The 24868-nt window shown below is 44.8% G+C and carries 25 protein-coding genes; 3 read left to right on the top strand and 22 right to left on the bottom strand.

Features of this window, described 5'->3' with window-relative positions; all coding sequences use genetic code 11:
* Positions 1–221: 221 nt before the first annotated feature.
* From NE665_RS03530 to NE665_RS03520, 3 genes are read right to left on the bottom strand one after another with little or no spacing between them, the layout of a single operon-like run.
* Positions 222–1043: an HAD family hydrolase gene (locus NE665_RS03530; protein WP_117444469.1), complete on the bottom strand. Its 822-nt coding sequence runs from the start codon at positions 1041–1043 to the stop codon at positions 222–224.
* Positions 1036–1881: an HAD family hydrolase gene (locus NE665_RS03525; protein ID WP_117444468.1), complete on the bottom strand. Its 846-nt coding sequence runs from the start codon at positions 1879–1881 to the stop codon at positions 1036–1038. Before NE665_RS03525 ends, NE665_RS03530 begins: the two co-directional genes overlap by 8 nt.
* Positions 1859–2560, bottom strand: coding sequence for a DUF1361 domain-containing protein (locus NE665_RS03520; RefSeq protein WP_117444489.1), 702 nt, complete (start codon positions 2558–2560; stop codon positions 1859–1861). The genes NE665_RS03525 and NE665_RS03520 overlap by 23 nt, the downstream gene beginning before the upstream one ends.
* A gap of 138 nt (positions 2561–2698) precedes the next feature.
* Here NE665_RS03520 and NE665_RS03515 point away from each other — a divergent pair, with 138 nt between their 5' ends.
* Positions 2699–3121: a hypothetical protein gene (locus NE665_RS03515; protein ID WP_178760155.1), complete on the top strand. Its 423-nt coding sequence runs from the start codon at positions 2699–2701 to the stop codon at positions 3119–3121.
* 98 nt (positions 3122–3219) lie between these two features.
* Positions 3220–3477 (top strand): DUF2087 domain-containing protein, encoded by a 258-nt coding sequence (locus NE665_RS03510; protein WP_117444466.1) that lies wholly within the window; start codon positions 3220–3222, stop codon positions 3475–3477.
* A 132-nt stretch (positions 3478–3609) separates the two neighbouring features.
* On the opposite strand, the gene NE665_RS03505 is transcribed toward NE665_RS03510, so the two are convergent.
* From NE665_RS03505 to NE665_RS03440, 14 genes are all read right to left on the bottom strand, one after another.
* Entirely contained in the window at positions 3610–3807 is a 198-nt protein-coding gene (locus tag NE665_RS03505) for a hypothetical protein (RefSeq protein ID WP_117444465.1), read from the bottom strand.
* 189 nt (positions 3808–3996) lie between these two features.
* Entirely contained in the window at positions 3997–5169 is a 1173-nt protein-coding gene (locus NE665_RS03500) for an iron-containing alcohol dehydrogenase (RefSeq protein ID WP_117444464.1), read from the bottom strand.
* 97 nt (positions 5170–5266) lie between these two features.
* Positions 5267–6643 carry a sodium-dependent transporter gene (locus NE665_RS03495; protein ID WP_117444463.1) on the bottom strand — a complete coding sequence of 459 codons (1377 nt, stop codon included), beginning with the start codon at positions 6641–6643 and terminating at the stop codon, positions 5267–5269.
* Positions 6644–7022: 379 nt separating this feature from the next.
* Positions 7023–7670 (bottom strand): HAD family hydrolase, encoded by a 648-nt coding sequence (locus tag NE665_RS03490; RefSeq protein ID WP_117444462.1) that lies wholly within the window; start codon positions 7668–7670, stop codon positions 7023–7025.
* A gap of 278 nt (positions 7671–7948) precedes the next feature.
* On the bottom strand, positions 7949–9877 hold the full coding sequence (locus NE665_RS03485; protein ID WP_117444461.1) for an FAD-dependent oxidoreductase: 1929 nt from the start codon (positions 9875–9877) through the stop codon (positions 7949–7951).
* Between the two features lie 103 nt (positions 9878–9980).
* Entirely contained in the window at positions 9981–11909 is a 1929-nt protein-coding gene (locus NE665_RS03480) for an NAD(P)/FAD-dependent oxidoreductase (protein ID WP_117444460.1), read from the bottom strand.
* A 77-nt stretch (positions 11910–11986) separates the two neighbouring features.
* The gene (locus NE665_RS03475) at positions 11987–13168 is read right to left on the bottom strand and encodes an AraC family transcriptional regulator (protein WP_117444459.1); all 1182 of its coding nucleotides are present in this window, start codon (positions 13166–13168) and stop codon (positions 11987–11989) included.
* Positions 13169–13346: 178 nt separating this feature from the next.
* Positions 13347–14258, bottom strand: coding sequence for a sugar phosphate nucleotidyltransferase (locus NE665_RS03470; RefSeq protein WP_117444458.1), 912 nt, complete (start codon positions 14256–14258; stop codon positions 13347–13349).
* Positions 14259–14649: 391 nt separating this feature from the next.
* Positions 14650–15189 (bottom strand): AAA family ATPase, encoded by a 540-nt coding sequence (locus NE665_RS03465; protein ID WP_117444457.1) that lies wholly within the window; start codon positions 15187–15189, stop codon positions 14650–14652.
* 80 nt (positions 15190–15269) lie between these two features.
* A complete protein-coding gene (locus tag NE665_RS03460) occupies positions 15270–15644 on the bottom strand; it encodes a hypothetical protein (RefSeq protein WP_117444456.1) in 375 nt (124 codons plus the stop codon).
* A gap of 58 nt (positions 15645–15702) precedes the next feature.
* Complete coding sequence (locus NE665_RS03455; protein WP_117444455.1) at positions 15703–16353, bottom strand: alpha/beta hydrolase; 651 nt, start codon at positions 16351–16353, stop codon at positions 15703–15705.
* A gap of 29 nt (positions 16354–16382) precedes the next feature.
* Complete coding sequence (locus tag NE665_RS03450; protein WP_117444454.1) at positions 16383–16961, bottom strand: DJ-1/PfpI family protein; 579 nt, start codon at positions 16959–16961, stop codon at positions 16383–16385.
* A 270-nt stretch (positions 16962–17231) separates the two neighbouring features.
* On the bottom strand, positions 17232–18110 hold the full coding sequence (locus NE665_RS03445; protein WP_233104562.1) for a peptide transporter: 879 nt from the start codon (positions 18108–18110) through the stop codon (positions 17232–17234).
* 203 nt (positions 18111–18313) lie between these two features.
* A complete protein-coding gene (locus NE665_RS03440; RefSeq protein WP_233104561.1) occupies positions 18314–18919 on the bottom strand; it encodes a TetR/AcrR family transcriptional regulator in 606 nt (201 codons plus the stop codon).
* Positions 18920–19050: 131 nt separating this feature from the next.
* Between NE665_RS03440 and NE665_RS03435 the strand changes: the two genes are divergently transcribed.
* Positions 19051–21045 (top strand): FAD-dependent oxidoreductase, encoded by a 1995-nt coding sequence (locus tag NE665_RS03435; protein ID WP_117444453.1) that lies wholly within the window; start codon positions 19051–19053, stop codon positions 21043–21045.
* A 585-nt stretch (positions 21046–21630) separates the two neighbouring features.
* Here the strand turns inward: NE665_RS03435 and NE665_RS03430 are convergent.
* Genes NE665_RS03430 through NE665_RS03410 form a run of 5 tightly spaced genes read right to left on the bottom strand, consistent with a single transcriptional unit; the run spans position 21631 to position 24867 of the window.
* Complete coding sequence (locus NE665_RS03430) at positions 21631–22314, bottom strand: polymer-forming cytoskeletal protein (protein WP_233104560.1); 684 nt, start codon at positions 22312–22314, stop codon at positions 21631–21633.
* A 25-nt stretch (positions 22315–22339) separates the two neighbouring features.
* Entirely contained in the window at positions 22340–23152 is an 813-nt protein-coding gene (locus NE665_RS03425; RefSeq protein WP_117444452.1) for a polymer-forming cytoskeletal protein, read from the bottom strand.
* Positions 23153–23186: 34 nt separating this feature from the next.
* Complete coding sequence (locus NE665_RS03420) at positions 23187–23645, bottom strand: hypothetical protein (RefSeq protein WP_233104559.1); 459 nt, start codon at positions 23643–23645, stop codon at positions 23187–23189.
* 13 nt (positions 23646–23658) lie between these two features.
* Positions 23659–24528, bottom strand: a complete 870-nt coding sequence (locus tag NE665_RS03415) for a thioredoxin family protein (protein WP_117444451.1) — start codon at positions 24526–24528, stop codon at positions 23659–23661.
* Positions 24529–24543: 15 nt separating this feature from the next.
* Entirely contained in the window at positions 24544–24867 is a 324-nt protein-coding gene (locus NE665_RS03410; protein WP_117444450.1) for a hypothetical protein, read from the bottom strand.
* Between the last annotated feature and the right edge of the window lies 1 nt (position 24868).

The following is a 24868-nucleotide window of genomic DNA, read 5'->3' as shown; positions in this document are numbered from 1 at the left end:
AACGGCGCAGCGACTGCTTTGCCTTGTTGATTCAACAGCTATCCAATATGAAGCTCTGAAAACAAATCTCTTAAAGCTGTCGCTTCGCTGTGCCTACAGGTATCCGCTTGTCCGACATTCGATTTCACTCGCTGAAATGCTTTCTTTTATTCCACGACAGAAATCAAAAAAATCCTTTCCTCAGTAATGGAAAAGGATTCACGGTTTTAGATACTTTCCAATCAGACAAAGATGAAACGCTCAATAACTTCTGCGACAGCTCCTTCATTGTGATCGGCTGTACAGACATAATCACACATAGCCTTGATCTCAGGTACCGCATTCGCCACAGCTGCGGAAAGTCCTGCCTCCCTTAGCATTCCCACATCGTTGAAATTATCTCCGATTGCGATGGTTTCCGACAGGTCAATCTGCAGATGCTCACACAAATCACGCAAGCCGAGCCCTTTATCCACACCATATGGATTCAGCTCAAGATAGCGGTTGCTGGAGAAGGAAACGGCAACCCTGCCCTGTGTAAACTCGTGCAGCTTTTTTTCCAGCGTTTGAAGATAGGGGATATCCGTATTCTGAAACAGAATTTTTGTAATCGGTGTTCCCTTTAAAAAGGCAATAGAGGCTTCCTCACATACGATAGAATCCGGTTTGAAGGAAAACAGCCACGAACGCTCATCCTCATTCAGGTGAAATGCATACACATCCTCCGCTGTAAACACCTGTATGCAGACATCCTGTTCAATGCCGAAGGCAAACAGCCTTTCAGCGATTTCATAAGGCAGCTCATGAAAGGAAAGCTTTCGGTAATTCTTATTCTCCGTAACGACACCGCCGTTATTGGAAATCGTATATTCCTGCTCAGCATCATAGACCCCCAGCGTATGCAGCACATTATCAATACAGGTGTAGCCGCGTCCGGTAGCCGGTACAAACCGCACACCATACTCCCGCTCTGCGCGTTTGATAGCCGCAATATTTCTGGCACAGATTTCCTTATCCGTATTCAAAAGTGTTTCATCCAGATCACATGCAATCAGCTTATACATCCGCGCTCCCTCCTTCCTTCTTTTGATAATTCTCCTTCAGCCACAAAGCCACAGCATCCGCATCATGATTCCCGATCACCGCTGTTGCCGCGTTTTTCAGCTCCTCGATGGCATTTTCTACCGCATAGCACTCATCGCTGATTTGAAACATCGGCAGATCATTGATGGCATCCCCAAAGGATATCACCCGCTCATATCCGCCTTTTTCCTTCAGCTCCAGAATTGCCTGCGCCTTGGAAACTCCTCGGGGCATGACCTCCAGCCAGTATTCCTCTCGGTACAGCTCCTGTTGAAAAACAATCACATAGTCGGTTGTTTCCTCCAGATATTCATACATCGGCTTTAAAAAGGAACCGTCGTGAATGCAGGTGAAGTAGAAGACATCCCCCTCCAGCAGCTGCTCCGTGGCAGTCACCTTGCGAAAACGCTTGTCATAGGGACGGGATTCCATGTAGTATTTCCCACCTTCATGCATCCCCTCCTCCATATAGCTGACCCTCTCCTTCCCATCAATATAGGAATAAACAAAGGGAATCATATGATGCCTTAACAGATAGTTCAGAATATCCTGTGCATCCTGTTTGGTAAAGGAATGCGAATACAATATTTCATGAGAATCCGGATCCAGCAGATAGACCCCGTTGTATACGATCAGAGGCGTACGCAGGTGGAGCCCCTTGGACACCAGAGAAGCAGAGGTTATGGAACGGGCTGTCGCAAAGGTGAATTCCATCCCCTCCTCCACCAGAGCATTGATTGTCTTTACCGTTGTATCGGATAATGCGGTGTTGCTGTTGAGCAGTGTACCATCCAGGTCACTGACGTAAAGTGTCTTCATGACGCGTACCTCCTATTTTTTTATGAAAGCAGAAATAATACAGACCATAGGTTATAAACAGAAACAGAAAGAATACCAGGGTAAACTGCAGACTGAAGGTATCACTGCCCTGTACGATTTTATCCATCAATGAGGATGGATGCATAATATCCCAGGAATTCAGACGCAGAAACCGCCCCAGATACACACCATAGCTGCTCAGCAGACAAATCAGGGCGGCTAGCAGCCAGGTGCGCAGCTGTCCCAGCCTTTCTGCCGTGAATTCATGCAGCAGATAGAGCGAACGATAGCCGCTCATGATGCCAAAGAAGATTCCGACAGCCAGATGCAGCAGCTCCAGCCAGGGGAGAAGCGCCCGGACATAGACACTCCCGGTTTCCTGAAAGATATAGAAGGTCAGTGGTGAGATATGTATAAAATCCGTAATCAGATACGGTACATTGGGAAACAGCAGCAGCCAGCATAGAAAGGCAGCCAGCATGCCAAGGTGATGCTTTCGCTGCTGTGCCGCAAAAAACAGCGTCATAAACAGATACGGCAACAGGGCGAGAAACACATTCCACACGATTGCTCTGTGAATAAATATACCGCTTCGCTCATAGACATAAAGACTAACCAGTGCATAGGCACCAAGTGCAGCCAGAAGCCAGAAATTCTGCTTCCATAGCTTTTTCATCATGGACAGCCCTCCCTCGTTCATCAGTATAGCATATAATTTACAGCCACGGTTTATCATTTCCATGACATTCTTCATCTTTTCTTTCTTACCGATTCGTGATACATTATACTATATCACACGCAAGAGAGGTATCTTTATATGAAGAAAAGTGAAAACAGTAAAATTCTACCCTATACAAAAAAGCAGATTGCTTCTGTTATTCTGCATCCGGAAACCTGCAATATACGTGGTTATCAGGTATATAAAAAACTGGGTGAGGATAACTGGATCGAGGATTACGGCGATCATTTTCTAATGAAATTCTATTTTACGGAGGTTGGTGAGGATCGTATTGTTATGGAGCGTTATCCGTTTGCACAAAGCAGTGTACATGTAACCAAAACAATATTTGAAATGAAGGATGCAGAGAATGGTCAGGTGGAACTGAGTATCAAGGAAAAGGTCACCAAAGGGGATTTCGTACGAAAAATCACAAAGGTCATAGAGAATCATGATCAAAACGACACCTATTACATGGATTTGATCACCAGAATTCAAAAATACTGCGCAAAGGGGAAATAACTGGACGTTTCCTCTTTTTGTTTATTGATTTTATAAACAAACAGTGATAATATCATATTACAGTTTATTATTTTGATAAACAGAAAGGAGATATGTTTATGAAAAGTGCAAACTTGGACGTATTCTATCAGGCAGAGCCGTTTACCATTCATCAAATGCCGAAAAAACAGGAGCCGCGAAAAGCGGTACTTGCACTGGCGGCTGCACAGCTGCCTGATCGAGATCTCAGTGAGCAGGAATTGAATGCATTACTCAAGCCTATGTACGAGGATTTTGTAGAGCTTCGCCGGTATCTGGTAGATTATAAGCTATTAAATCGCAGCAGGGACGGGAGCCGATATCACATCAGTAAATAATATGGTGATATGATAACGAATGAAAAAGAAGCTGCAAAATCTATCTTCATAGATTTTACAGCTCTTTTTTATGTTCTTAAAATGGTAGGAAGCAGATGCTTTGATGAAGCAGCTTCCTGCTTTCTTCCAAGCCTAATCCCTATGTCCTTTATTTCGTATGAAATAGATGATTTCCTGTAGCAGGAATAAAATCAAAAGGACAGCACATATAGAAACGCCTGTAAACCAATCTACGCTTCCACCGAAATTCATCGAAAGAACATATGCAATCAAACAGCCCAGCCACACGCCAATAAAGGTTATTATGAGACGCAGTATCCTTTTCTTCATCCTAACCCCTTTCTTTCTCTATGATAAGAACAGTCATCCATCATCCCTATTCCATACATTTTTAGGCATATCTATCATTTCACTTCTACGCTGTATACCAGTCAACTGCTTTGTACATTTCGCAGCTTCGTACACAGTATAAGAATCCTATGAGCATTGCTTACGGCTATGTTTAGGCGATATCTTCTATTATTTCGCAATACGATAGATAGCTTCCATATCCGCTTTCTTCAAAACCTTGAAGCACCCGATCGTGCGTTCATCCTCAAAGCTGCATTTCCATGCCAGCGTTCGGATATCCTCCTCACATAACGTGATTCCCATTTCATGGATGGACGTCGGCATACCGATTTCCTTAAAGAATTGCTCCGTTGCTTCAATTCCAGCCAGTGCACATGCGACATCGTTTTCTTCCCGGATTCCCATTACGTTTCTGGCATACTGTGCAAATCTGGACGGCTCTTCCTGATAGACATAGCGTGCCCAGCTGCCCCATACAGCAGCCAGTCCAGCACCGTGGGCAACCTTGTACATACCGCTCAGCTCATGCTCCAGCTGATGACAGGCCCAGTCACCAAAGCTGCGGCTTCCTGTAATATCGTTATGAGAAAGACTGCCTGCCCACATCACCTCCGCACGGGATTCATAGTTATCCGGCTCCTTCATCAGTTTACGGGTATGCTTCATAACCGTACGCATCAGACTTTCTGCAAAGCCGTCGGTGATATCCATATTATTTTCCTTTATAAAATAACGTTCCATGGTGTGTAAAATAATATCCGTACAGCCACTTGCAGTCTGATAAGCCGGAAGTGTCATAGTCAGCTCCGGGTTCATAATGGCAAACCGGCACCGTCCGTAATCAGAGCTTAATCCCCGCTTCAGCCATCCGTCTTCATTGGTGATTACACTGGAATTACTCATTTCACTGCCGGCAGCCGCAATCGTCAGGATTGCACCGATTGGAAGACAGCCGGTTACCTTTTTCTTTCTTGCATAATACTCCCATACATCGCCTTCATTCACAACGCCATAACCGATGCCTTTCGCAGAATCGATCACACTGCCGCCTCCAACTGCCAAAATGAAATCCACCTGTTCCTGTTTAGCAAGAGCGATTCCCTCGCGCACCTTGGAAAGCTGCGGATTCGGCACAACACCACCCAGTGTGACTGCGGGAATGCCGGCTTTTTTCAAAGATTGCAAAACACGCTCAAGCAGACCGCTTTTTACCGCACTCTGTCCTCCGTAATGCACCAGTACCCTGCGGCACCCCTCCTGTTTCAATATAGAACCGATTCGCTCTTCTTCTTTTCGACCGAAATACACGCGTGTCGGAGCGTAAAATGTAAAATTGCCCATAAGCTACCTCCTGTATATGTCATTAGTTTACAACGAATCATACGAAGGTGCAAGCCATGCGGCAATCTCACAAAAAAAGCAGTGTGCAATACACTGCTTACCCGTTGAATTTTTCCCACAGCCCAAATAGAAAAATGAACATTACAATCAGCGGCAGAACATAAGATACATAGCCCCTTGCCTTTTCCGGGAAGCGAAGGCCTTTTCCGGCATTAGCCTCTGCCACGAAATTTTTCCAGCCCCAGCCAAGCCTTCTCGTACAGAAGAACAGGAAAACCAGTGAACCAAGCGGCATAATAACGTTGGAAACAAGGAAATCCAGCAAATCCAGCACGGCACTTCCTTCACCGAAGGGCTGAAAACCGGACAAAACACTGAAGCCAATCGCGCAGGGAATGCTCCCCACAGCGATAATAATAAAATTCAAGAGAACACTCTTTCGCCTTGTCCAGTTACATAAATCAATCGTAAAGGAAACGATATTTTCAAATACAGCAATGATGGTGGACAACGCAGCAAAATTCATAAATACGAAGAACAGAGTCCCCCACAGCTGTCCGTTTGCCATTTCATTAAAGATATTGGGAAGCGTCACAAACACCAGCCCGGGGCCGCTGTCAGGTGCTACACCGAAGGACATGCAGGCTGGAAAGATAATCATTCCTGCCATAAATGCCACAAACGTATCCAGCGCCATGACACGCACACCCTCACCGCTCAGGGAATGCTTGCGGTCAATATAGCTTCCAAAGATCGCCATCCCCCCCATTCCAATGCTCAGTGTGAAAAAGGCCTGCCCCATTGCCGCATAAATGGCATTGAAAATACCATTTTTCATCAATTCATCAAAATCCGGTATCAGATAAAAGGAAACACCCTTCATCGCACCATCCAGACTCAATGATTTTACTACCAGCAATATCATAACTGCCAGCAGCAGTCCCATCATTCCTTTTGTGATTTTTTCCACACCGTTTTGCAGACCAAGCGCACATACACCGCAGCCAATGGCGACAATCAGCAGCATCCAGAACAAGGATGCCTGCGGATTTTGCTGCAAAGCGGTAAAGACATGCTTCACCTCCTGCGGATTCAAATTGTTAAACTCCCCGCTGATCATCTTTGCGAAATATGCGAGCATCCAGCCGGATATCGTTGTGTAAAACATGACAAGCAGATAGTTACCCGCCATGGCCACATAGGAGAATCGATGCCAGAGCTGCCCTGGCTTCTCTAACATATGAAAGCTTCTTGCTACACTTTTTCCGCTCCCTCTTCCCACGGAATATTCCATAACGATAATGGGAAGCCCAAGAAGAACAAGGAAAAACAGATACACGAGTACGAACGCCCCTCCCCCATATTTTCCGACCATATAGGGAAATCGCCATATATTGCCCAGACCGATGGCACATCCTGCCGACAGAAAGATAAAACCGAGTCGGGAGGATAATTTTTCTCTTTTATTTTCCATAACTACTCCTTTAATAAAGTATCCTTGCGGCGAACATGCTCCGCTGACACAGACGTTCTTCATTGTAAAAGAAATTTGTATGGAAGTCAACGAAAACGAAGGGAAAACACGTTTGTACCGCTATCGCAATGCCGCTGTACAGTATCACGCTATCCACACGCTAACAGCCGCTGCCCTATATAAAGCAAAACCCGATGCCTCCTATCCTTTTCTAATGTATACATCACCTGCTCCTTCCTCAATCAAAGCCCCCTTGTTCATAAAGCGCTTAGCAATTTCCAAAGCTGCCACCGAAGGGTATGGGATGCGCCATTCCCGATTCCATACAAGAAAAAAAGGCATAAAAAAATTCCAATACGGGATTTCATATTCTAAATTCTTAATTCAGATTCTCTGTCTCTATATTTTGTACAAATGCAGGAATCTGTTCTGGGGAAGAAAGACAGCCTTGCGATACCGGACCCTCTGCTCTCCACACTGCCTGCGCAAAGCTTACCCCAGCTCTAACAGCACATTCCCTATCCGTATCCATATCTCCGATATAGATACTGTCTTCTTTTGCTGCATTCATCTTTCGCAGATAGGCAAGAAGAGGTTCCGGATCCGGTTTGTGAAGCTTTGTATCCTCCTTACAAATTATACAGGCAAACAGAGCATCAAAGGAAGGGGACGAAAAATAAGCCCTGTATTCCTTCCAGTCACGAGAGGTAACGATTCCCAAGGTGTATCCCTGTTCCCGCAGGGTATTCAGTACCTCCTGCATACCGGTGAACATCGCAATATGCTCCACCTGTGTTTGATATTGCAGCTGCCAGTAATCATCGAACTGTGCTACATCACTCATATCCACCTGCAGCATGGATAATGCTTTTTCCGTGGTTACCCCCAGTATGGCTTTCAGCTCTGTATTTGAAAATGTACGCCCTGGCACATAATAGCGCAAGGTCTTTTTCCATGCATACAGATTCCCCTTCTCTGTATCCATAAGAGTTCCATCCAAATCAAAAATGATATGCCGTATTGCCATAAATACCTCCTGTCCTGTTCCTGTTGCTGAACAGGTACTTTTCTTCATTGTATAATGATGCAGCAGGAAACGCAATAGCATGACTTAAAAACAGAAAAAGAGGCAGCCCCTGCACAATTAGAAATTCTAAACAAAAAACCGATAGAATACAGAACATAGAGGCAAAGAGAAAAAGAAGCAATCCCTTCCATATCAAAGAAATTGCTCCTTTTTATTTCCTGCTTACCATGTGGCCCTAAGGCAGTGTACTTCAGCTTTCGCACACAGGCTTGGTTTCGCTATATAGCCATCGCTGCCAGCGTTGCATCCCGTACAGCCTCAAGTGCCTGCGCTACGGTTGCGGCATCCCCAACGACATATACATTGTCCTGCTTTGTCAACGCTGAAGCCAATGCTGTATTGCTGCGGGAGCCGGTCGCATACACAACATGTGTAAAATCGTGACGCTCCAGCGCTTCTCCATGAACCTTCAGCTTTACACCGCTTGCTTCCACAGCCTCCAGCTTGGTATTTGTCAGCAGCTGTACCTGTGCCTTATGCAGACGGTCCATGACCAGCACCTTTTCATTTACAACCATACCGGCCGCAATTTCATCCGTCATTTCAATCATCGTAAGCTGCAGCGGTCCCCGTTTGTTGTGGAGAAGGTGTTCACATACCTCACAGCCGACCATTCCCCCGCCGACTACCAGAACGTTTCCGCCCAAAATGAGCTGCTCGTTTTTCAGCACCTCCCAGGCACCGATGCCATGCTCTGCCAGCCCGGGAATCGGCGGTACTGCCTCCGTTGCACCGGTTGCCACGATCAAAGCATCGTATCCGTCCTTCATATTCTCATGAAATTCCGTACGCAAACGAATTTCGACGGATAAACGTGCCAGCTCATGCTCCAGATAAACAACCCATTTACTGATTGGCTGTTTAAACGGCGGCACACAGGCCAGAAGCAGCTGACCTCCCAGACGGTCTGTTTTCTCAAACAGTGTTACGGTATGTCCGCGAAGAGCCAGTACCCTAGCGGCAGCCATACCCGCAATACCACCCCCGGCCACAGCGACATGCTTCTTCTGCTCAGCCGGAAGCAGTCTCATTTCCAGCTCTTTTCCACAGGCCGGATTGATAACACAGCTCGCCGGGTGACGCTTCGTCTGTTCTCCCACACAACCAATCACACAGCCGGTGCATGGTGCGATTTCCTCCAGCTTATCTTCGGCAGCCTTATTGACCAGATACGGATCAGCCAGCAAGGCCCGACCGAACACGACACCATCCACCAGTTCTTTATCTACCAGATCCATAGCCATGGCAGGATCCAGCACCTTGCCAACAACGATGACAGGCACACTGCTGACCTCGCGGATTCTCGCTGCCTGCGCAACATTGACACCCTCATGCTCGCCGTGACTTGGAATGATTTTATTCGGACGCTCATACTGTGTACCACCACTGATTTCAAAGGCATCGACACCATGTGCAATCAGCTTCGGCACCAGATAACACATATCCTCCACCGTATTTCCCTGTGCATCCTTTTCATCTCCGCTCATACGCAGAATGATAGGAAAGTCCCTGCCGCAGGCTGCCTTGATCGCATCGATCACCTCAAACAGAAGACGTGCTCGATGATCCAGACTTCCTCCATACGCATCACAGCGCTTATTGCGCAGCGGTGACAGGAAGGAGCCCAGCAGCATGTATGCATGCGCACAGTGCAGCTCGATTCCATCAAAGCCTGCCAGCTTCGCCTGTAACGAGGTTTGTGCATACTGCTCGATAATTTTCGGCAGCTCTTCGATTGTCAGCGCTCTGGTCTTTTGCCCCATTGAGTTGACATAGGCACTGCTCGCAACCGGTGGTATTCCCATAAAGGCTGAGATACTTTCCGGACCCGGATGTGTGATCTGCGGTATGATGCAGGCACCGGCTTCGTGAATTTTATCCGTGAACGCCTTATAGGATGCTATGGCTTCCTCCCCACGAAAGCACAGTGTATTTCCCAGATAGGGAACGGATGGATCAACGCTTAACGCATCTAGAATAATACAGCCGACTCCACCGCGTGCACGCTCGAGCCAGTATGCCTGCATCCGCTCATTTACACAGCCGTCACTGCTTTCATATCCCAGAGACATCGGTGCCATGAACGTCGCATTGCGCAGCTTCATTGTAGAAATCGTCAGTGGCTGAAAAAGCTTTGAACTATTCATATTTCCTCCATTCTCTCGCTACACGCGAGCACAAGCATTGTATGAAAGTTGTTTCAAATCTGTAAAATTGCTATATTTTGAATTTCTTTCACACATTCTCCTGTTACAGGGAACGTGCAACAGCATGTGCTTCCGCAATCGCCTGCAGTGCCCTTCTTGCCTTTTTGGCATCTCCTATGATGTGATACGGAAGCTGTTTCTTTTCACAGGCGTCTGTCAGCGCTTCATGATTTCTTGCGCGTGCACCTACTGCCATAACGACGCTGTCACAAGGAATCACCTGCTCGACACCTTCCTTTTCCACCAAAACTCCGTTTTCCACAACGGCTTTTACGGACGTGCTGACAATCGTTTCAATATGATGCGTATACAGCGACTCCATGACACAGATTTTGCGCAATGCGCCAAGGTCCTTCGCAACACCGTCCAGCATTTCGATAACCGTGACGGCTGCCCCCTGCTCACTCAGATATTCTGCGGTTTCCACACCGACCAGACCACCGCCGATAACAGCGACATGGCCGGAAGCGGTTGCTTTTCCATTTAATATGTCATGGGAATTGTATACATTTTCCCGTTCTGCACCCGGAATGGACAAATGAATCGGCTCCGCCCCGATCGCAAGGATAACCTCATCCCAGTTGCCCTCTGTAAGCAGCGACGCATCAACCGGTGTGTTGAGATGAATAGGAATGCCAAGACGCTTTGCCTTTTCCCCATAGGACAGCGCAGCCTCCTTCATTTCCGTCTTACGCGGTGCCTTTCCCGCAGTCACAAACTGACCGCCCAGCTCACCGCCTGCCTCATATACAACCGGCTGATGACCGCGCTGCTTCAGGATGCAGGCTGCTTCCAGACCGGCGATACCGCCGCCTGCGATCAAAACCCTTTTCGGCTTCTGTGCAGGAACAAGGACATCCTGTGCTTCTTTTCCAAGATATGGATTTCGCATACAGGTGATGAATGGTACATTGGGATCGGTAAATCCGTCATAGCAGCCCTGATCACAGCCGATACAGTATACGATATCCTGCAATCTGCCTTCCTTTGCCTTTACACAGAAGTTGGCATCGGCAAGCTGCGCACGTCCCATGACAACCATATCCGCCTTATCCTGTTCCAGAATTTCCTCAGCCTGCTGCGGCGTGTTGATACGTCCGACCGCAATACAAAGCATACCGGTTTCCTTACGGATTCTGGCACAATTATCCACATTGAAGCCCTTTGGTATATCAATCGGCGGTACCTCGTATTTCAGCCCCGCTGTAATCATATTGCCACGTGAGATATCCAGTACATCGACTCCGGCCTCTTTTGCTAGCCTGCAATACGCAATGACATCCTCAATGGTCAATCCATTCTCCAGATAATCATCCTGTGCATCCAGACGCATCAGCAGCGGCATATCCTGCGGTATGCTCTCACGAATAGCACGGATACAGCCCAGCGGGAATTTACAGCGCTTTTCAAATGTTCCGCCATAGGCATCCTCACGGTGATTGAATGCCGGTGACAAAAAGGAATGCGGCAGATAATTATGTCCGCAATGAAATTCCACACAGTCATAGCCGGCCTTTACCGCACGCTTTGCAGCCGCACCGAAGCATGCGACAACCTCTTCAATCGTTTCCACATCCACAGCCGGTATGGTATTCCCGTGAACATGCAAATCACTGGCCACAAGAATTCTCGCCTTCGGATCCATGCTTGCGGCAAGACTTCCCTGCCACAGCTGCACACCGCACTTCCCGCCTGCCTCATGAATGGCATCGCAAAATGCCTTGTGTGATGGAATATAGGAATCGTTATGCAGTGCCAGAAATTTTCTAGGAGCACTTGGTGCATGCACAGCACATACCTCGGATAAATTCAGCCCGCAGCCGCCCTTTACACGTGCAACCTGATAATCGATGATCTGCTGTGTCACATTTCCATCCTCTGCCGCCATTTTCGTTCCCATCGCCGGCAGCACAATGCGGTTGTTCACTTCCATTCCGCGAATTCTGATTGGTTCAAATAGTTTTTCAAACATAAAAAAGACCTCCTGATACTTAAATTATAACGCAACCATAGAATACGTATATTTAAAATCATTGGTCTTTTTCTCATTTATGCAGATTGCTTTTTGCGATACTGCTCCGGTGTACATCCCATGCAGGCAGCAAAGTGCCGTTCAAAAACAGCCAGAGATGAAAATCCGCAGTCCATGGCAATCGAAGTGATGGTTTGCTTTGTCGCCGTCAATAAGGCGGCTGCCTGATGCACACGTATCCATGTCAGCTCCTGTGTCCAGCTGGTCTGATATTCATTTTTCAGCAGCTGGTCCAGCTCATAGCTTTTCCGGTGGCATTCCCTCGCCATATCCTCCAGCGTAATCTCCTGTGAAAAATGCAGATAGAGATACTGCATAATCTGTAAATACAGGTCCTTACGGCAATAGAAATGAGTGTTATCCAGAATCCGGTGCTTCTGATAATCCAGTGGTGACATACCTGTCCATGTCTGAAACTGACGGTAAAAGGCAGCCGTTGAGGAGAAGGAAAGTAAATCCACAATATAGGATATAGATAAGTCCTCAAAATGAAGCAGCGCACAGGCATTGATGATTTTGCCGAAGGAGCGCAGCTGAGCAAAGCTGTAGCCGCAGGCATCCTTGATTTTCTGATTGAGATAGCGTGGATGCAGCTGCAGCTGGTTCGCTGCATCCTGCAGTGTTGTGTACTCCTGTGAGGCTACAATCGTACGCTTGATCAGCTTCCAGACCGGTGACTGCTTCTCCTCCATTGATTCCTGTAATGCATAGCGGCAAAACAGCATATGAATTTGCAGAACGATATACATCAGCATGTTGCGGGAGCCGAAGGCATTACCGCTGAATTCCTGCCGTGCCTGCAGAAACAGCCGGAGCACCTCACGATCCGCACAGTGAAGGCACGCCGGTGTTTCATATACTAGGGAGGCATTTCTACCTCTGGGATGCTTTTCCCACATAGCATGCATAAACAAACCGATATAGAACTGAATGCGTAAAATCCGCAGCGGCTTTCGCACGCAGGAAATCTCATACAAATGATGGGCATACAAACAGAGAAAGGAATCCTGCTGAACAGAATGCGAAATCCCGTTCACCCGCATATCGCCATCCCCCTCCAGAACATACCAAAGCTCCACGCGTTCATGCCGTGTGAGCGGCATTGGTTGTGCAATGCTTTGTTCCTCTACCTGTATATCCTGTTCCTTATAGGATTGAAAATAGTCAATCCCCGTGTACCAGTCATTTTGTTGCTGCATGCATGATCACCTCGCTATGCTTTTTACACCTATTGCTTTTTCGCAGAAGCAATCGAGCCTGTCGTACGAACAACAGGCGTTTATCGTTTGTCGCGTGCTTCCTTCCCCATTCCTTATGCCTATCAGCTGCTGTATGCTTGCTCATAAGCAAAAGAAAAGGGGAAACTCCCCTTATTTGTTATTTGCTCCAGAGCGGTACCGGGTATTTGCCAGCTTCAATCAGCTTGCGAATTCCTTCCTTTACCATCGGCTTGTCTTCCTGATAGGTAACGCCGTACCATTTGTCATCACTGGATAATACGGTTACGGTAGCTTTTCCCTCACGAATCAGCGTATCCACTGTTACCGGAATGTAAAATTCACTCTTCAAAGGATTTTCCTTTACCGTTTCTTTCAGGAATAACGGGAAGCGTTCTTCCACTTCCTCCATGAATTTCGGTGTAAAGCCCCACATATTCATGGACACCAGAGAGTTTGCATCAACATCGTACCATGTATCATTTTCGTAATACTGCACCTTGCCCTCGCGTTTTTCAATTCTTGTGCGTTCATCAACACCAGCCAGCTTGCCGTCTTCTACCTTGCAGACACCGCGGGCAACACTGCCGTGATCTGTCAGGGTGTTTCCAAGAACAAAGCCTACCATGCTGTACGCCGTTTCATCCTCGTTGGAAACCAGATAGTCATGCAGCTTCTGGAAGGAAGCAATTCCATAGTAATCATCCGCATTGATCACTGCAAACGGTTCATGGATGACATGCTTACAGCACAGAATAGCATGTGCCGTCCCCCATGGCTTTACACGATCCGCCGGGATTTCATAGCCCTCCGGCAGACATGCGTCCATTTCCTGAAATACGTATTCCACCTTGATATGCTCCGCAATCTTATTTCCAATCGCGTTTTTGAAATCTTCCTCAATCGCTTTCTTTATAATAAAAACAATCTTGTTGAAGCCTGCGCGAATTGCATCGTATGCAGACATTTCCAGAATAATTTCTCCGTTTGGTCCAATCGGATCGATCTGCTTCAATCCTCCGTAACGGCTGCCCATACCGGCCGCCAATACAACTAATGTCACATCTTTCATTATCTCACCTCATTGTCCCTATTTTACCATAGTTGGTATTTGATGAAAAGGATTACAACACGATTTTGACAATTCTTCACAAGATACTGAAAACCAGAAATCCAATTCTTCTCAAAAAAAGTATCTATCGCTGAAGATAAAGCGTTATGTAAACCTGCTTGCTTACCTCTTGTTGGAACTATCTTTATCATCAGAGCGCTAATTCTTATGCCGGTCACTTTCCCCAAAGCAAAGTAAAGCAGAGCCTAAACACAATCAGATTACACCAGATGAAAAAGCCTGCATAAAAAAAATTAGTGACAGCCACTATATAAAACAGCATGAAAGCTAAATAATACAAAGTCGCAGATGTTTTATTGCGCACGATATTTTCTCCCCTACAATCTCTGTTTCACATATAATTTTGAATAATTTGTAAGTTTTCCTCTAATGGCATACTTCCATCTAATAAAATACACTTACAGCCTAATTTCATTTGCCATTCATCATGCTTTGCTTTACTTCTCATATCTATACCGCCATTATCATATGCCGCCGCCCAGTTTAAAAATTTCTGATGATTTTCATACATATCTCCGCCTATATCAATTCTGTTTCCAAAACGTAGTTGTTCTCGCCTCACCAATCTTTCAATCCTTATGTCCGTGTTAGTTTCTAATCGAATGGCTAATGAAAATAAGGGAATTAGCTCATCTCCCCAATCAACAAGGGAACCTGCTATAACAATTTTTTCATGTTCATTTATATCTTTTTTCATCATAGATAATCGTTCTGAAGCATCTCTTTTTTTCGTATAGGGTGGATTGGTTGCTTGCCAAAAGTAATCATCCGTATCCATAAAATAGTAATTCCATTTGACAGATATATATTTGCCAATCGTTGAGGTTCCAGAACCAGATGCTCCAAATATATGAATCACGTTCTTGCTCATCGTATCTCCTCCTCAAATTCTAATTTTCCTTTTTCATAAACTGAAATTTGACACACTCTAGAATATCCTCATTTTATATGCTACATCTGAAATGCCGTTATCCAAAAACAAAATCCGGCTATAAGCGAAAGCGGAGTCATAACATATTTTTCTTTCCTACTTTTTGAAATCATGTTCATAATAGTATTCAAGGATAGATAAACGGCAAAGAAGAAACAAATATACTTCGTAGCCTTAAAAGACAACCACAAGGAAATAAAACCTCCAGCCTGCAAAACAATTACCATTGCAAAAACTTGGACAGCAAACGAAATAACTGCCACAATTCTAAATTTCTTAGGTAGGGTTTTATGTTGTCCTCCCATTGTGAATTCGCCCAAAGGCAAACCACAAGCAACAAGAACTGTCATAATTGCTATAACTCCAAATAATACTGCACCTAATATGGAAAGCATAAAAATATTCTCCCTTCGCAAAATACAAAAAACTTCAATTACAAATTCTCATTTTCAGTTAAAATAAAGTGGAATTTAGTAGTATACCTTTCATAAGTTTTGATAATTGTTTAGGATTCTCAACCATAATCATATGACAAGAATCATGAATAAACAATATATTGAGATGATTTAAAACCTGTGCAGATAAATTTAAATCCTGAATCTTTGCTGGATATTCCGACATACCACGGTCACCATAAATCGCATAAATATCCTGTGTAACTTCATTGACTAAAGTGCTATAATCAAAATCAACTTGAATTGACTTCAATAATTCAGCAGTATAAAATTCCCTTTCTTTACTAAACATTTGAAGAATACTATTTCCATATTTATCCATGTTTTTTTGTGTCATTAAATTTCTATAAAATTCATTAGCAGGCTTCAAATTTGTATCCAAATAGATTATTTTATCGACTTTCATTTTATATTTTGCAGTTAATTGCAATGCAATGATTCCTCCAAGACTATGTCCTATAATTGCATCATAACTGTGATGACCATAGTTTTTATAAACCCATTCAGTAATATCATCAACTTTTTTTGCGTGTAGTGTTACTTCATGCGGGTACTCCACATAATCAATTTCAAATTCTTTTAGATAAGGGTCTATAACATTCCATATGTCTTTCGTGCAATTAACACCATACAGTATCAGTAATCTCATAATTCACCTCCAATAAATTCTAAGGTTTGTTAGTACCCCATCGCTTTTTTTACTTCAATGGCTTTTTCTTGTGATGTTAGCATTTTTAATAATTGGAAGGCAACATCAGGTGCTGTCTTTGGACATGAAGATGTTATGATAGTATCATCAATCACGATCCATTCATCTCCAAGTATGACGCCAAAATCCTTTAATTCTTCCCTCTTATATCCGCCACGTAAATGATATGTTGTTGCTTTTCTATTTTTTAATATGCCACTTTTAGCTAAAGGAAAAGCAGCTACACAAACGGATGCAATAGGCTTATGAAGTGAATGAAAAGAGCGAATCAAATTCAGAGTTTTTTCATGATACGCTTCCTTATAAAAGCCATATTCTTCAAATCCTCCAGGTATAGCCAAGGCAGCATATTGACCTGCATCAACATCATCTATTAAAATATCAGATGTTATCGATACTCCAAATGTACTTATAATCGTACGACTAAATCCACATATATCAATCTTTATATCACAATCAAAATCATCATGCGCCCATCCAAAAACATCCACAAAAGGGCTAAATTCCATTGTCTCAAAAGCATTTAAGCACAATAACAATATTTTCATAACCTTCTCCTGTCACAAATTCTAATTTATACAATTACTTTGATTGGTGATTTTCTCTGATTTTTTTTAAAATTTCTAATTGTCGCTTATTCTTCCTATGACTCCTGATTTCCCTTTATGCTTCCTTTACTGCTTCCATATACCTAAAAATATTATTTGGGGTCTTATAGAATTTTTCATTATTTCCTCCTTAGTATCACCTGTTTTAATGTATTTATTACTGTGTAAACAGAACTATGAATCTATTGTTGTATCTTTATAAATTCCAAATTATCGAACCAAACAATACATCATAATTGCTTGCTGAACATATAATAGATATTTTTTGAATTCATATCCAACGAAAAATTCAGATTCTATTATATCGTCTGATATCTCTTCACCTCTATAGAATGGCGGGCATGGATTCAATACAGCTCCCTTGTTTGCCTTTTTCATTACTTGTGTTGTAACTTTACATTTCTTGAAATGCTCTAACATGGTAGCCGGAAGTGAATCCGTACAAATAATATCCTTACCTAAAATGGCTTTTTCAATATCATGATGCGTTACGATACCTTCCATTTCATATCCTTCACCACAGCATTGCTCTAAATCAAATCCCATAACCTCAGAAGCTTCCTTCCAAGCATATCCTATATTTTTATTTTCTCCACAAAAAAGAAATTTATCTTTTATGAAATTATCCCTTATTTTTGAAAGTGCATATAAATCAGAAATAATTTCACATGGATGGTTAACATCAGTCATTGCATTGATCACCGGAACCGAAGAATATCTTGCTATTTTTTCCAAGACATGAATATCTTTATGACGTATGACTAATACATCAGCCCAATTGCTTAAATACCCAAAAACATCTTGTAAATCTTCTTTTTTATCAAGTGTCTCCGTTGGAAACAAAACAGCTTGTCCTCCTAATAAATAGACACCCTTTTCAAATGTAACTCTTGTTCTGATACTGGTATTAGGAAAAAACATAACTACGGTTTTCCCTTTAAAAAAGTTTTTGTATTTCCCTTTTAATAGATCATCAGCAATTTCAAAAATTTCATATATATCGGATTTACTATAATCAGTCAATCTTATAAGTTCTCTCATGATAAAATCCTCCATAACCTCTATTGCATTTAGCTTTTCCCATAACATGCTTCCTCCTTTCGGGTTAAACCATTATCCTATCATCCTGATATAATTTTAAAACCTCTTTAATTACCAATATATAAAATTCTATTTCCGAAAAAACCAGTCAGTCCATACACCCTGTAATCAAAAGGCGCTGCCATTTGACAAATTGAATTCTCGCAATAGCCTTTTCCACAATACTTTAAACATGTCTTTGAAGCCAGCGATCACGTAGTTCCTCTTTGTAATTTCTGCACACGATAAGAAAGATAATCCATAAGCTCCTCCAGCTGCTTCTCATGCCAGTCCGGTGCTATCTGCTCATCCTTTAAACAGCAGGCATGATAAATCAGACCCCGGGCAGTCGTCAGCAGTCCCCATGTCACATCCTTCACTGCAGTCTTTGAAACCAGCTTACCAACCTCTGCCGCCAACAGTTGAAAAATCGGACGCTGTTCATCAAAGAAATAGGTATCATGGTATTTAATATGGCAAATATAGATCTGACGCACGGCGTGCATGTCCTCCAGTGTGACCATCTTCAGATAACAGGTCATGATTTTACGAATGCTGTTCCATGCATCCTCCTCCAGCTGCAATGCAAGAAACTGTTCATCCGCCTGACGATAGCCATACAGCAAAGCGGCCTCCTTACAGGAAAAATATAAATAGAAGGTGCCGATGGATACACCGGCCTTATTACATACGCTACGGATGGTGATATCACTAAGATCTGCTTCCTTCATACTCGCATGAATCGCCTCAACAATTTTTCTTCTTGTTTTTTCCGTCTGATTCGGGCGCCGCCGTATTTCCTTTTCTTCCACGCTCATACACTCACCTGCTTTGTGTCTTCATTGTAACGTATCCGTTAAAAAAACACAACGCAAACCAGCCCTTGACTTTTTCTATGTAAGTGCTATCATTTAATTAAATGAACACGTTCACTTAAAGGAGGAACATCATGAAAAAGGAATATGAAGCTTTATTCACGCCGCTTCGTATCGGTAATGTGGAGATACGAAACCGTTTTGCTATGGCTCCGATGGCAATGGGACAGCTGGATGACCATTGGGCGTATAAGCAGGAATCCATTGATTACTTTACAGAACGGGCCCGTGGAGGTACCGGTCTAATCATCACAGGTGCCAATTTTATCGAAAACAGAATCGAAAAGCATCGCAAGGCAAGCTTTCCCTGTCCGCTGGAGGACCCGCAAAGCTACATGACGCAGCTAAAGAAAATGAGTGATAATATTCATGCCTACAATTCCAAGCTGTTTGTACAGCTAACCGCAGGATTGGGACGCTCCGCCATACCTGCAATGATTCTGGATAATACCTTTGTTGCACCGAGTGCAACCACGAATCGCTGGGATCCTTCCATTCAGCATCGTGCTTTAACTACTGAAGAAATCTACGAGCTGATCAAGGATTTCGCGACCTGCGCCATGCTGGCAAAGATGGGAGGAGCAGATGGTATCGAGGTGCATGCAGTTCATGAGGGCTATTTGCTGGATAATTTCACAATGGAATATTTCAATCAACGCGAGGATGAGTTCGGCGGTGACCTGATGGGCAGACTGCGGTTTCCGCTCGCCATATTACAGGCTGTTAAACAGGCATGCGGCAAGGATTTCCCTGTGATTTTAAGGTTCTCACTCAAGAGCTTTATCCGTGCGGAACGCCATGGCATCCTGCCTGGTGAATCCTATCCGGAGCTGGGAAGAGATATTGAGGAAGGCCTGCAATTTGCTAAAATTTTGACAGAAGCCGGTTATGATGCTTTGAATGTGGATGCCGGAAGCTACGATGCATGGTACTGGGCACATCCGCCATTCTTCCAGAATCGCGGCTTGTATCTGCCTTTTGCCGAAAAGGTAAAAGAGGTTGTAAAGGTACCGGTGCTGACAGCCGGGCGAATGGGCTATCCACAGCTTGCTTCCGAGGCATTGCAGGAAGGAAAGTGCGACATGGTGGTATTGGGAAGACCACTGCTTGCGGACCCGGAATTTGTCAACAAAATGCGAAATGGAGACGTGCAGGATATCCGCCCATGTCTGTCCTGTCATGACGGCTGCTTTAACCGGGCACACTCCATGCGTCTGATGTCCTGTGCTGTAAATCCGCAATGCAACCGTGAAAAAGAGGCTGCCTTCTCTAAGGCAGAGAATATGAAAAACTGCCTTGTCATCGGTGGAGGTCCTGCCGGTATGGAGGCCGCAAGAGTTTTGGCACTACGCGGACACACAGTAACACTTGTAGAAAAAGAAAACCAGCTGGGTGGCATGTATCGCTGGGCAAGTGTTCCGGAATTCAAGGATGATGGAAAGCTGCTGATTTCCTGGTATGAGCACCAGATGGAGAAGCTGCAGGTACAGGTTGAATTGAACAGTGATGTACAGGTAGAGGATCCACGCATCGAGGCCGCTGATGTTGTAATCTGTGCAACCGGAAGCCATGCGTTCCTGCCGCCAATCAAGGGAATCGAATACGGAGTAACTGCTGTCGATGTATTGAAGGGTACTGTCAGCGCAAAGAAAGAGACAACGATTATTGGTGGAGGACTAGTCGGCTGTGAGCTGGCTATCTGGCTATCACAACATGGATCAAGTGTACGCATCGTAGAAATGGCTGACAAGCTGATGTCTACCGGAGCCCCTGCCGATATGAACAAGCAGATGATTATGGAATTACTGGAGCACCATCAGGTTGATATCCGCTTACAGACAAAGCTGCAGGAAATCCGCGAGCATGAAATCGTGGTTGAGGCACAGGGGACTATACAGGAGCTGGCAAGTGACTGCACGATCCTTGCACTTGGCTATCGCAGCAATCGTTCCCTGTATGATCAGATTTTGTTGAAGGCAAAGGATATTTATAATATCGGTGACAGCTCTCATCCAAAGGATATCATGGAGGGTATCTGGGATGCCTATGAGCTGTGCTCCCACCTGTAAGATACAATCCCTTATCCTGAAGTAAAAAATACCTCCGGCAGTTTTAACATCCGAAGGCTTCTATTGGAATATTCTTATATGACTGCTGGCTGTACTCATATAATAACATAGAGTTTTCTTCTATCAATGTTCGAGAATACACACAGGGTATTCTTTCACAAGCAAAAAAGAACAGTCTACCGCTTTCGTTTATCAAAGATGGGTAGAGCCACCACCTATGAAAGTGAAAAGGAATCAAGTACATCGCTTTAATGTGATACGTTGATTCCTTTTTTTCTTGCTGCCAGATGATATTCAAAAGGAACTATTCTCTATATCTTTCTTGTTTTAGCGTATCGCTTCGACATATACAACGCTTTAGAAAAAGCCTCCATTCCATGAGGACTTACAAGGTAAAAAGGCAGATAAGGGGTAAGCGGTCTAAAATCAGCACATTACCAAAAAAGAGGCAGATATTCCTCAGTCAGGTATCTGCCCTTTTTGCTTTCCATTATGTATCGATATAATGCATTCAACCGATTTACGCTCATACTGTCAAGGAGCTGCTTCCTCATCCAAAATCATACTTTCATTATATAGCTTTTCTCAGCTGTTCAACCCCTTCGTCCCTTCCTTAACTCCTATGGATACACTCCCCTGGATACAGGCCCCCTGTTCCACACTGATCGTTCCGGTCATGATATCACCGATGATCTGGGCATCCGCACTCAGCCGGATATTGTTTGCCGCTCGCACATCCCCATGGATACTGCCCCCGTTTTCCAATGAGGAGGTGATGATATTCCCTTCCACCTTCGTCTCCTGCGAGATATTCAGGGAATTTTTGCATTCGATACTGCCCTGTATCGCCGCCTTGACAATCACGGCATCCTGACAGATGATGTCGCCTTCCACACTGCCGTACACCTGGATGCTCTTACTGCATTTGATATTGCCCTTGATACGGCCATGGATGATTAGATCATCATCTGTATTCACATCCCCTGTCAGTTCCGTATGTTCTCCAATCACGGATGCTTCCTCACGCGCTGTTTCATGCTCATCAAAAGTTCTGTTCGTTTCCATCGTTCTTCTGTTCTCCTTTTCCGCCTGTGCTCTGAGCTGGCGTTCCTGTTCCATCTGTATTCGTTTTTCTTCCTCCGCGCGTGCGGCCTGTTGTCGTTTGAATTCCTCTGCCCGTATGGCCTCCTGCCTGTCTTCCTGCTGGTATTCTTTTTCTTCCTGCTGCTTCACTTCTTCAGTCTTCTTTGTCTTCTGATTCCAGATCACGGGCATTCCTCCTTCACTTTCTCTTCTACAAATCGTATGTCGCTTCTCCATATGGGATCGCTTCGATCCTCATCCTTCCCTGAATGGATGCACCTTCCTCCACCTCGATCTCCATGGATGTCACATCTCCTACCAGATACGAGGATTTCTCCATCCTGACACTCTCTCTGACATATGCATTTCCCTTCATATAGCCCTTGTGCAACATCCGCCAGGCTACGATATCTCCAATCACGATACTCTTCGGTGACAGATAGATTGTTTCATTGCACTGGATATCGCCCTCCAGCTCTGCTTTATCGACAAACAGATTCTGACATCGCAGGTTTCCATTCACCCTGCCAAACAGGCGGATATCCCCCTTGCAATATACATTGCCCTCGACGATGCCATAGATAGAAAGATCCCGCTGTACCTCGACATCGCCATGGATGTGCATATCCTCCGGGATCAGCGTAGCGCTCTCTTTGACCGGTTGGACAGGTAAAGACTCCACCAATACCGGCTTGACAACTGTCTGTGTGATTGGCTTCTGCTGCTTTGCTTTCTGTTCCTTCTCCTGTACGGGCTTCTTGTTTGGAAAATAACGCTGATACAGCTTTTGGATACCACGACCAAGCAGTACCATGAGCAGACCCCATTTTAGAAGCATCGCCATGAGGCTTCCCTGCTTCGTATCAGCCCACACCTGCATAATCTGCAGGATGAGAATCAAAAGGGGGATACCGATGAAGATCAGCTGATCCACATACTCCTTAAGCACGAGGAAGATGACCTCAGTGGTTGATTTCTTCCGCTTCCTGCGGGGTGATAAGATCGTATCCTCCTTTTCCTTCATCGTCTACCCTCATTTCCTTATATCACGAATCTTTCTACTGCAAGACCTTCTTCGCATATTTATAAAAGGTTGCCTTTTTTAGACCGGTCGCCTTGCGATATGTCTCCAGCGGCTGTTCATTGCGGACACATTTTCTGACCTGTTCTTCAAAATCCTGCGGCAGTTCCACCTGTGGTCTACCATAGGTTCCTTGTCCGCTTCGCTGCTTAGCCAACGCACGATCAATCCCAACGCGCTGTGCCTTCTTCAGCTCCTGCTTCTTATGCTCCTCTTCATGTGTGATCAGGTCGATGATATCCTGTGCCAGCTCCTCATCGATGACCACATCCCGCAGTTTGAGCCGTATTGCCATGGAGGAACAGTAGTGCAGTTTCTCAACGACACTACCATCTTCTCTGCACAAATCCTGTAACGTATCCATCTGCAGGACATCATGCCTATTTAGCTTTCCCTTCAGTTCCTTCCAGTTCGATTCATATGTCCATAAGCACATCGTCATCACCTCATCATTGCTTTTTGAACCATGCGATCAGCTCATCCTCACTGACATTGTCCTTCAACACATCGACCTCTTTCCCGTCTTTTATGCGAAATAAGGATGGTGCGATCTCAATCGTCATCGCCTTGTTGATGGTCTCGATTGCTGCATTCATCTCTTCGTTTTCCTTCTCGCTCGTCGGCTGTTCCATTTTGGAATTGTTCAGCTGGATGATCTCTACCTTATGCTTTTCCGCATAGGTCTTCAGCTTTTTGGAAAAGGCCGAATTATAGCGATCTTCTGCTGCAAAGTAGAAATAGAAGTCCTTCTTCTCCTTCAACAGCTTCGCGATGTCTGTGATCGAGCTGTCCTTGAGCTGTTTGCTTTCCGCCAGCGTATAGCTCTCTGTTTTTTCTTCCTGCTTCTTTCCCTTGACCAGGCCGCACTCGATCATGAAATTGTTCCACGCGATCTCACTCATCTCCCCACTCTGCTGCTTCTGCAGGGTACCGTCCTTGAAATACAGATATTCCGGTGTAGATCCGCTGAAGCTTGGCACCAGCGACTGCAACTTGGTGAAGCTCGCCTCCGTATCCGAAACCTTATCACCTAGCATATCCATCTCGATTTCAAAGAATGGGACATCCCCGTGCTCTCGGAAATACGGGATGAGGGTACGCTTCATCGTATTGCAGTAGGAACAGGTGCTCTGAGTGATCATCACCATGAACCCATCCTTGTCTTTGATCTTCTTTTCCAGCTCCTTCAGATCCATCTGCTTCAGGGTAGCGCTGTCGGATCCTGTGGCTGCAGTCTTCTTCTCCTGTGTGCTTGTACAGCCCATCAGGCATGCGCCGCACACTAGCAGCACGGCCATCGTTTTCCATAATCTTCTCATATTCTCTCCTCATTCTTATTCATAGGTACTACCTTCATTATGCTTCACTACCGCATACAGGATGATAGCCAGGATACATACTACCCATTTCCCGATCCTTGCACTCTGCCATGCCACCTCACGCAGCTCCAGTGGAAGCAGTTTATAAGCGAACAGCTGCGTCATGAACATGACAGCATATACAGCGAACAGGATCCAGATGCACATCGTCAGCCTGCGGTTGTTCTGCTCATATCTGTCCTCCATCACCTGCTTCTTCTGCTTCAGCGCTTCACAGCGCTCTTCCTGTTTGCGGTGTTCCTGTCTGATCTCCTCGATCCGTTTCTGTTCGATATTCATC

It is taken from the genome of Clostridium sp. DFI.1.208 (assembly GCF_024463855.1).
In the GTDB taxonomy this organism is placed as follows: Bacteria; Bacillota_I; Bacilli_A; order Erysipelotrichales; family Erysipelotrichaceae; genus Clostridium_AQ.
Note: the sequence above shows the minus strand (reverse complement) of the source record. Positions and strands in the feature narration are given on the sequence as shown.

What these genes read in the sequence shown, in the direction of transcription:
- NE665_RS03530 (WP_117444469.1), bottom strand. Translation starts at nt 1,043, where the DNA reads ATGTATAAGCTGATTGCATGTGATCTGGATGAAACACTTTTGAATACG.
- NE665_RS03525 (WP_117444468.1), bottom strand. Translation starts at nt 1,881, where the DNA reads ATGAAGACACTTTACGTCAGTGACCTGGATGGTACACTGCTCAACAGC.
- NE665_RS03520 (WP_117444489.1), bottom strand. Translation starts at nt 2,560, where the DNA reads ATGATGAAAAAGCTATGGAAGCAGAATTTCTGGCTTCTGGCTGCACTT.
- NE665_RS03515 (WP_178760155.1), top strand. Translation starts at nt 2,699, where the DNA reads ATGAAGAAAAGTGAAAACAGTAAAATTCTACCCTATACAAAAAAGCAG.
- NE665_RS03510 (WP_117444466.1), top strand. Translation starts at nt 3,220, where the DNA reads ATGAAAAGTGCAAACTTGGACGTATTCTATCAGGCAGAGCCGTTTACC.
- NE665_RS03505 (WP_117444465.1), bottom strand. Translation starts at nt 3,807, where the DNA reads ATGAAGAAAAGGATACTGCGTCTCATAATAACCTTTATTGGCGTGTGG.
- NE665_RS03500 (WP_117444464.1), bottom strand. Translation starts at nt 5,169, where the DNA reads ATGGGCAATTTTACATTTTACGCTCCGACACGCGTGTATTTCGGTCGA.
- NE665_RS03495 (WP_117444463.1), bottom strand. Translation starts at nt 6,643, where the DNA reads ATGGAAAATAAAAGAGAAAAATTATCCTCCCGACTCGGTTTTATCTTT.
- NE665_RS03490 (WP_117444462.1), bottom strand. Translation starts at nt 7,670, where the DNA reads ATGGCAATACGGCATATCATTTTTGATTTGGATGGAACTCTTATGGAT.
- NE665_RS03485 (WP_117444461.1), bottom strand. Translation starts at nt 9,877, where the DNA reads ATGAATAGTTCAAAGCTTTTTCAGCCACTGACGATTTCTACAATGAAG.
- NE665_RS03480 (WP_117444460.1), bottom strand. Translation starts at nt 11,909, where the DNA reads ATGTTTGAAAAACTATTTGAACCAATCAGAATTCGCGGAATGGAAGTG.
- NE665_RS03475 (WP_117444459.1), bottom strand. Translation starts at nt 13,168, where the DNA reads ATGCAGCAACAAAATGACTGGTACACGGGGATTGACTATTTTCAATCC.
- NE665_RS03470 (WP_117444458.1), bottom strand. Translation starts at nt 14,258, where the DNA reads ATGAAAGATGTGACATTAGTTGTATTGGCGGCCGGTATGGGCAGCCGT.
- NE665_RS03465 (WP_117444457.1), bottom strand. Translation starts at nt 15,189, where the DNA reads ATGAGCAAGAACGTGATTCATATATTTGGAGCATCTGGTTCTGGAACC.
- NE665_RS03460 (WP_117444456.1), bottom strand. Translation starts at nt 15,644, where the DNA reads ATGCTTTCCATATTAGGTGCAGTATTATTTGGAGTTATAGCAATTATG.
- NE665_RS03455 (WP_117444455.1), bottom strand. Translation starts at nt 16,353, where the DNA reads ATGAGATTACTGATACTGTATGGTGTTAATTGCACGAAAGACATATGG.
- NE665_RS03450 (WP_117444454.1), bottom strand. Translation starts at nt 16,961, where the DNA reads ATGAAAATATTGTTATTGTGCTTAAATGCTTTTGAGACAATGGAATTT.
- NE665_RS03445 (WP_233104562.1), bottom strand. Translation starts at nt 18,110, where the DNA reads ATGTTATGGGAAAAGCTAAATGCAATAGAGGTTATGGAGGATTTTATC.
- NE665_RS03440 (WP_233104561.1), bottom strand. Translation starts at nt 18,919, where the DNA reads ATGAGCGTGGAAGAAAAGGAAATACGGCGGCGCCCGAATCAGACGGAA.
- NE665_RS03435 (WP_117444453.1), top strand. Translation starts at nt 19,051, where the DNA reads ATGAAAAAGGAATATGAAGCTTTATTCACGCCGCTTCGTATCGGTAAT.
- NE665_RS03425 (WP_117444452.1), bottom strand. Translation starts at nt 23,152, where the DNA reads ATGAAGGAAAAGGAGGATACGATCTTATCACCCCGCAGGAAGCGGAAG.
- NE665_RS03420 (WP_233104559.1), bottom strand. Translation starts at nt 23,645, where the DNA reads ATGTGCTTATGGACATATGAATCGAACTGGAAGGAACTGAAGGGAAAG.
- NE665_RS03415 (WP_117444451.1), bottom strand. Translation starts at nt 24,528, where the DNA reads ATGAGAAGATTATGGAAAACGATGGCCGTGCTGCTAGTGTGCGGCGCA.
- NE665_RS03410 (WP_117444450.1), bottom strand. Translation starts at nt 24,867, where the DNA reads ATGAATATCGAACAGAAACGGATCGAGGAGATCAGACAGGAACACCGC.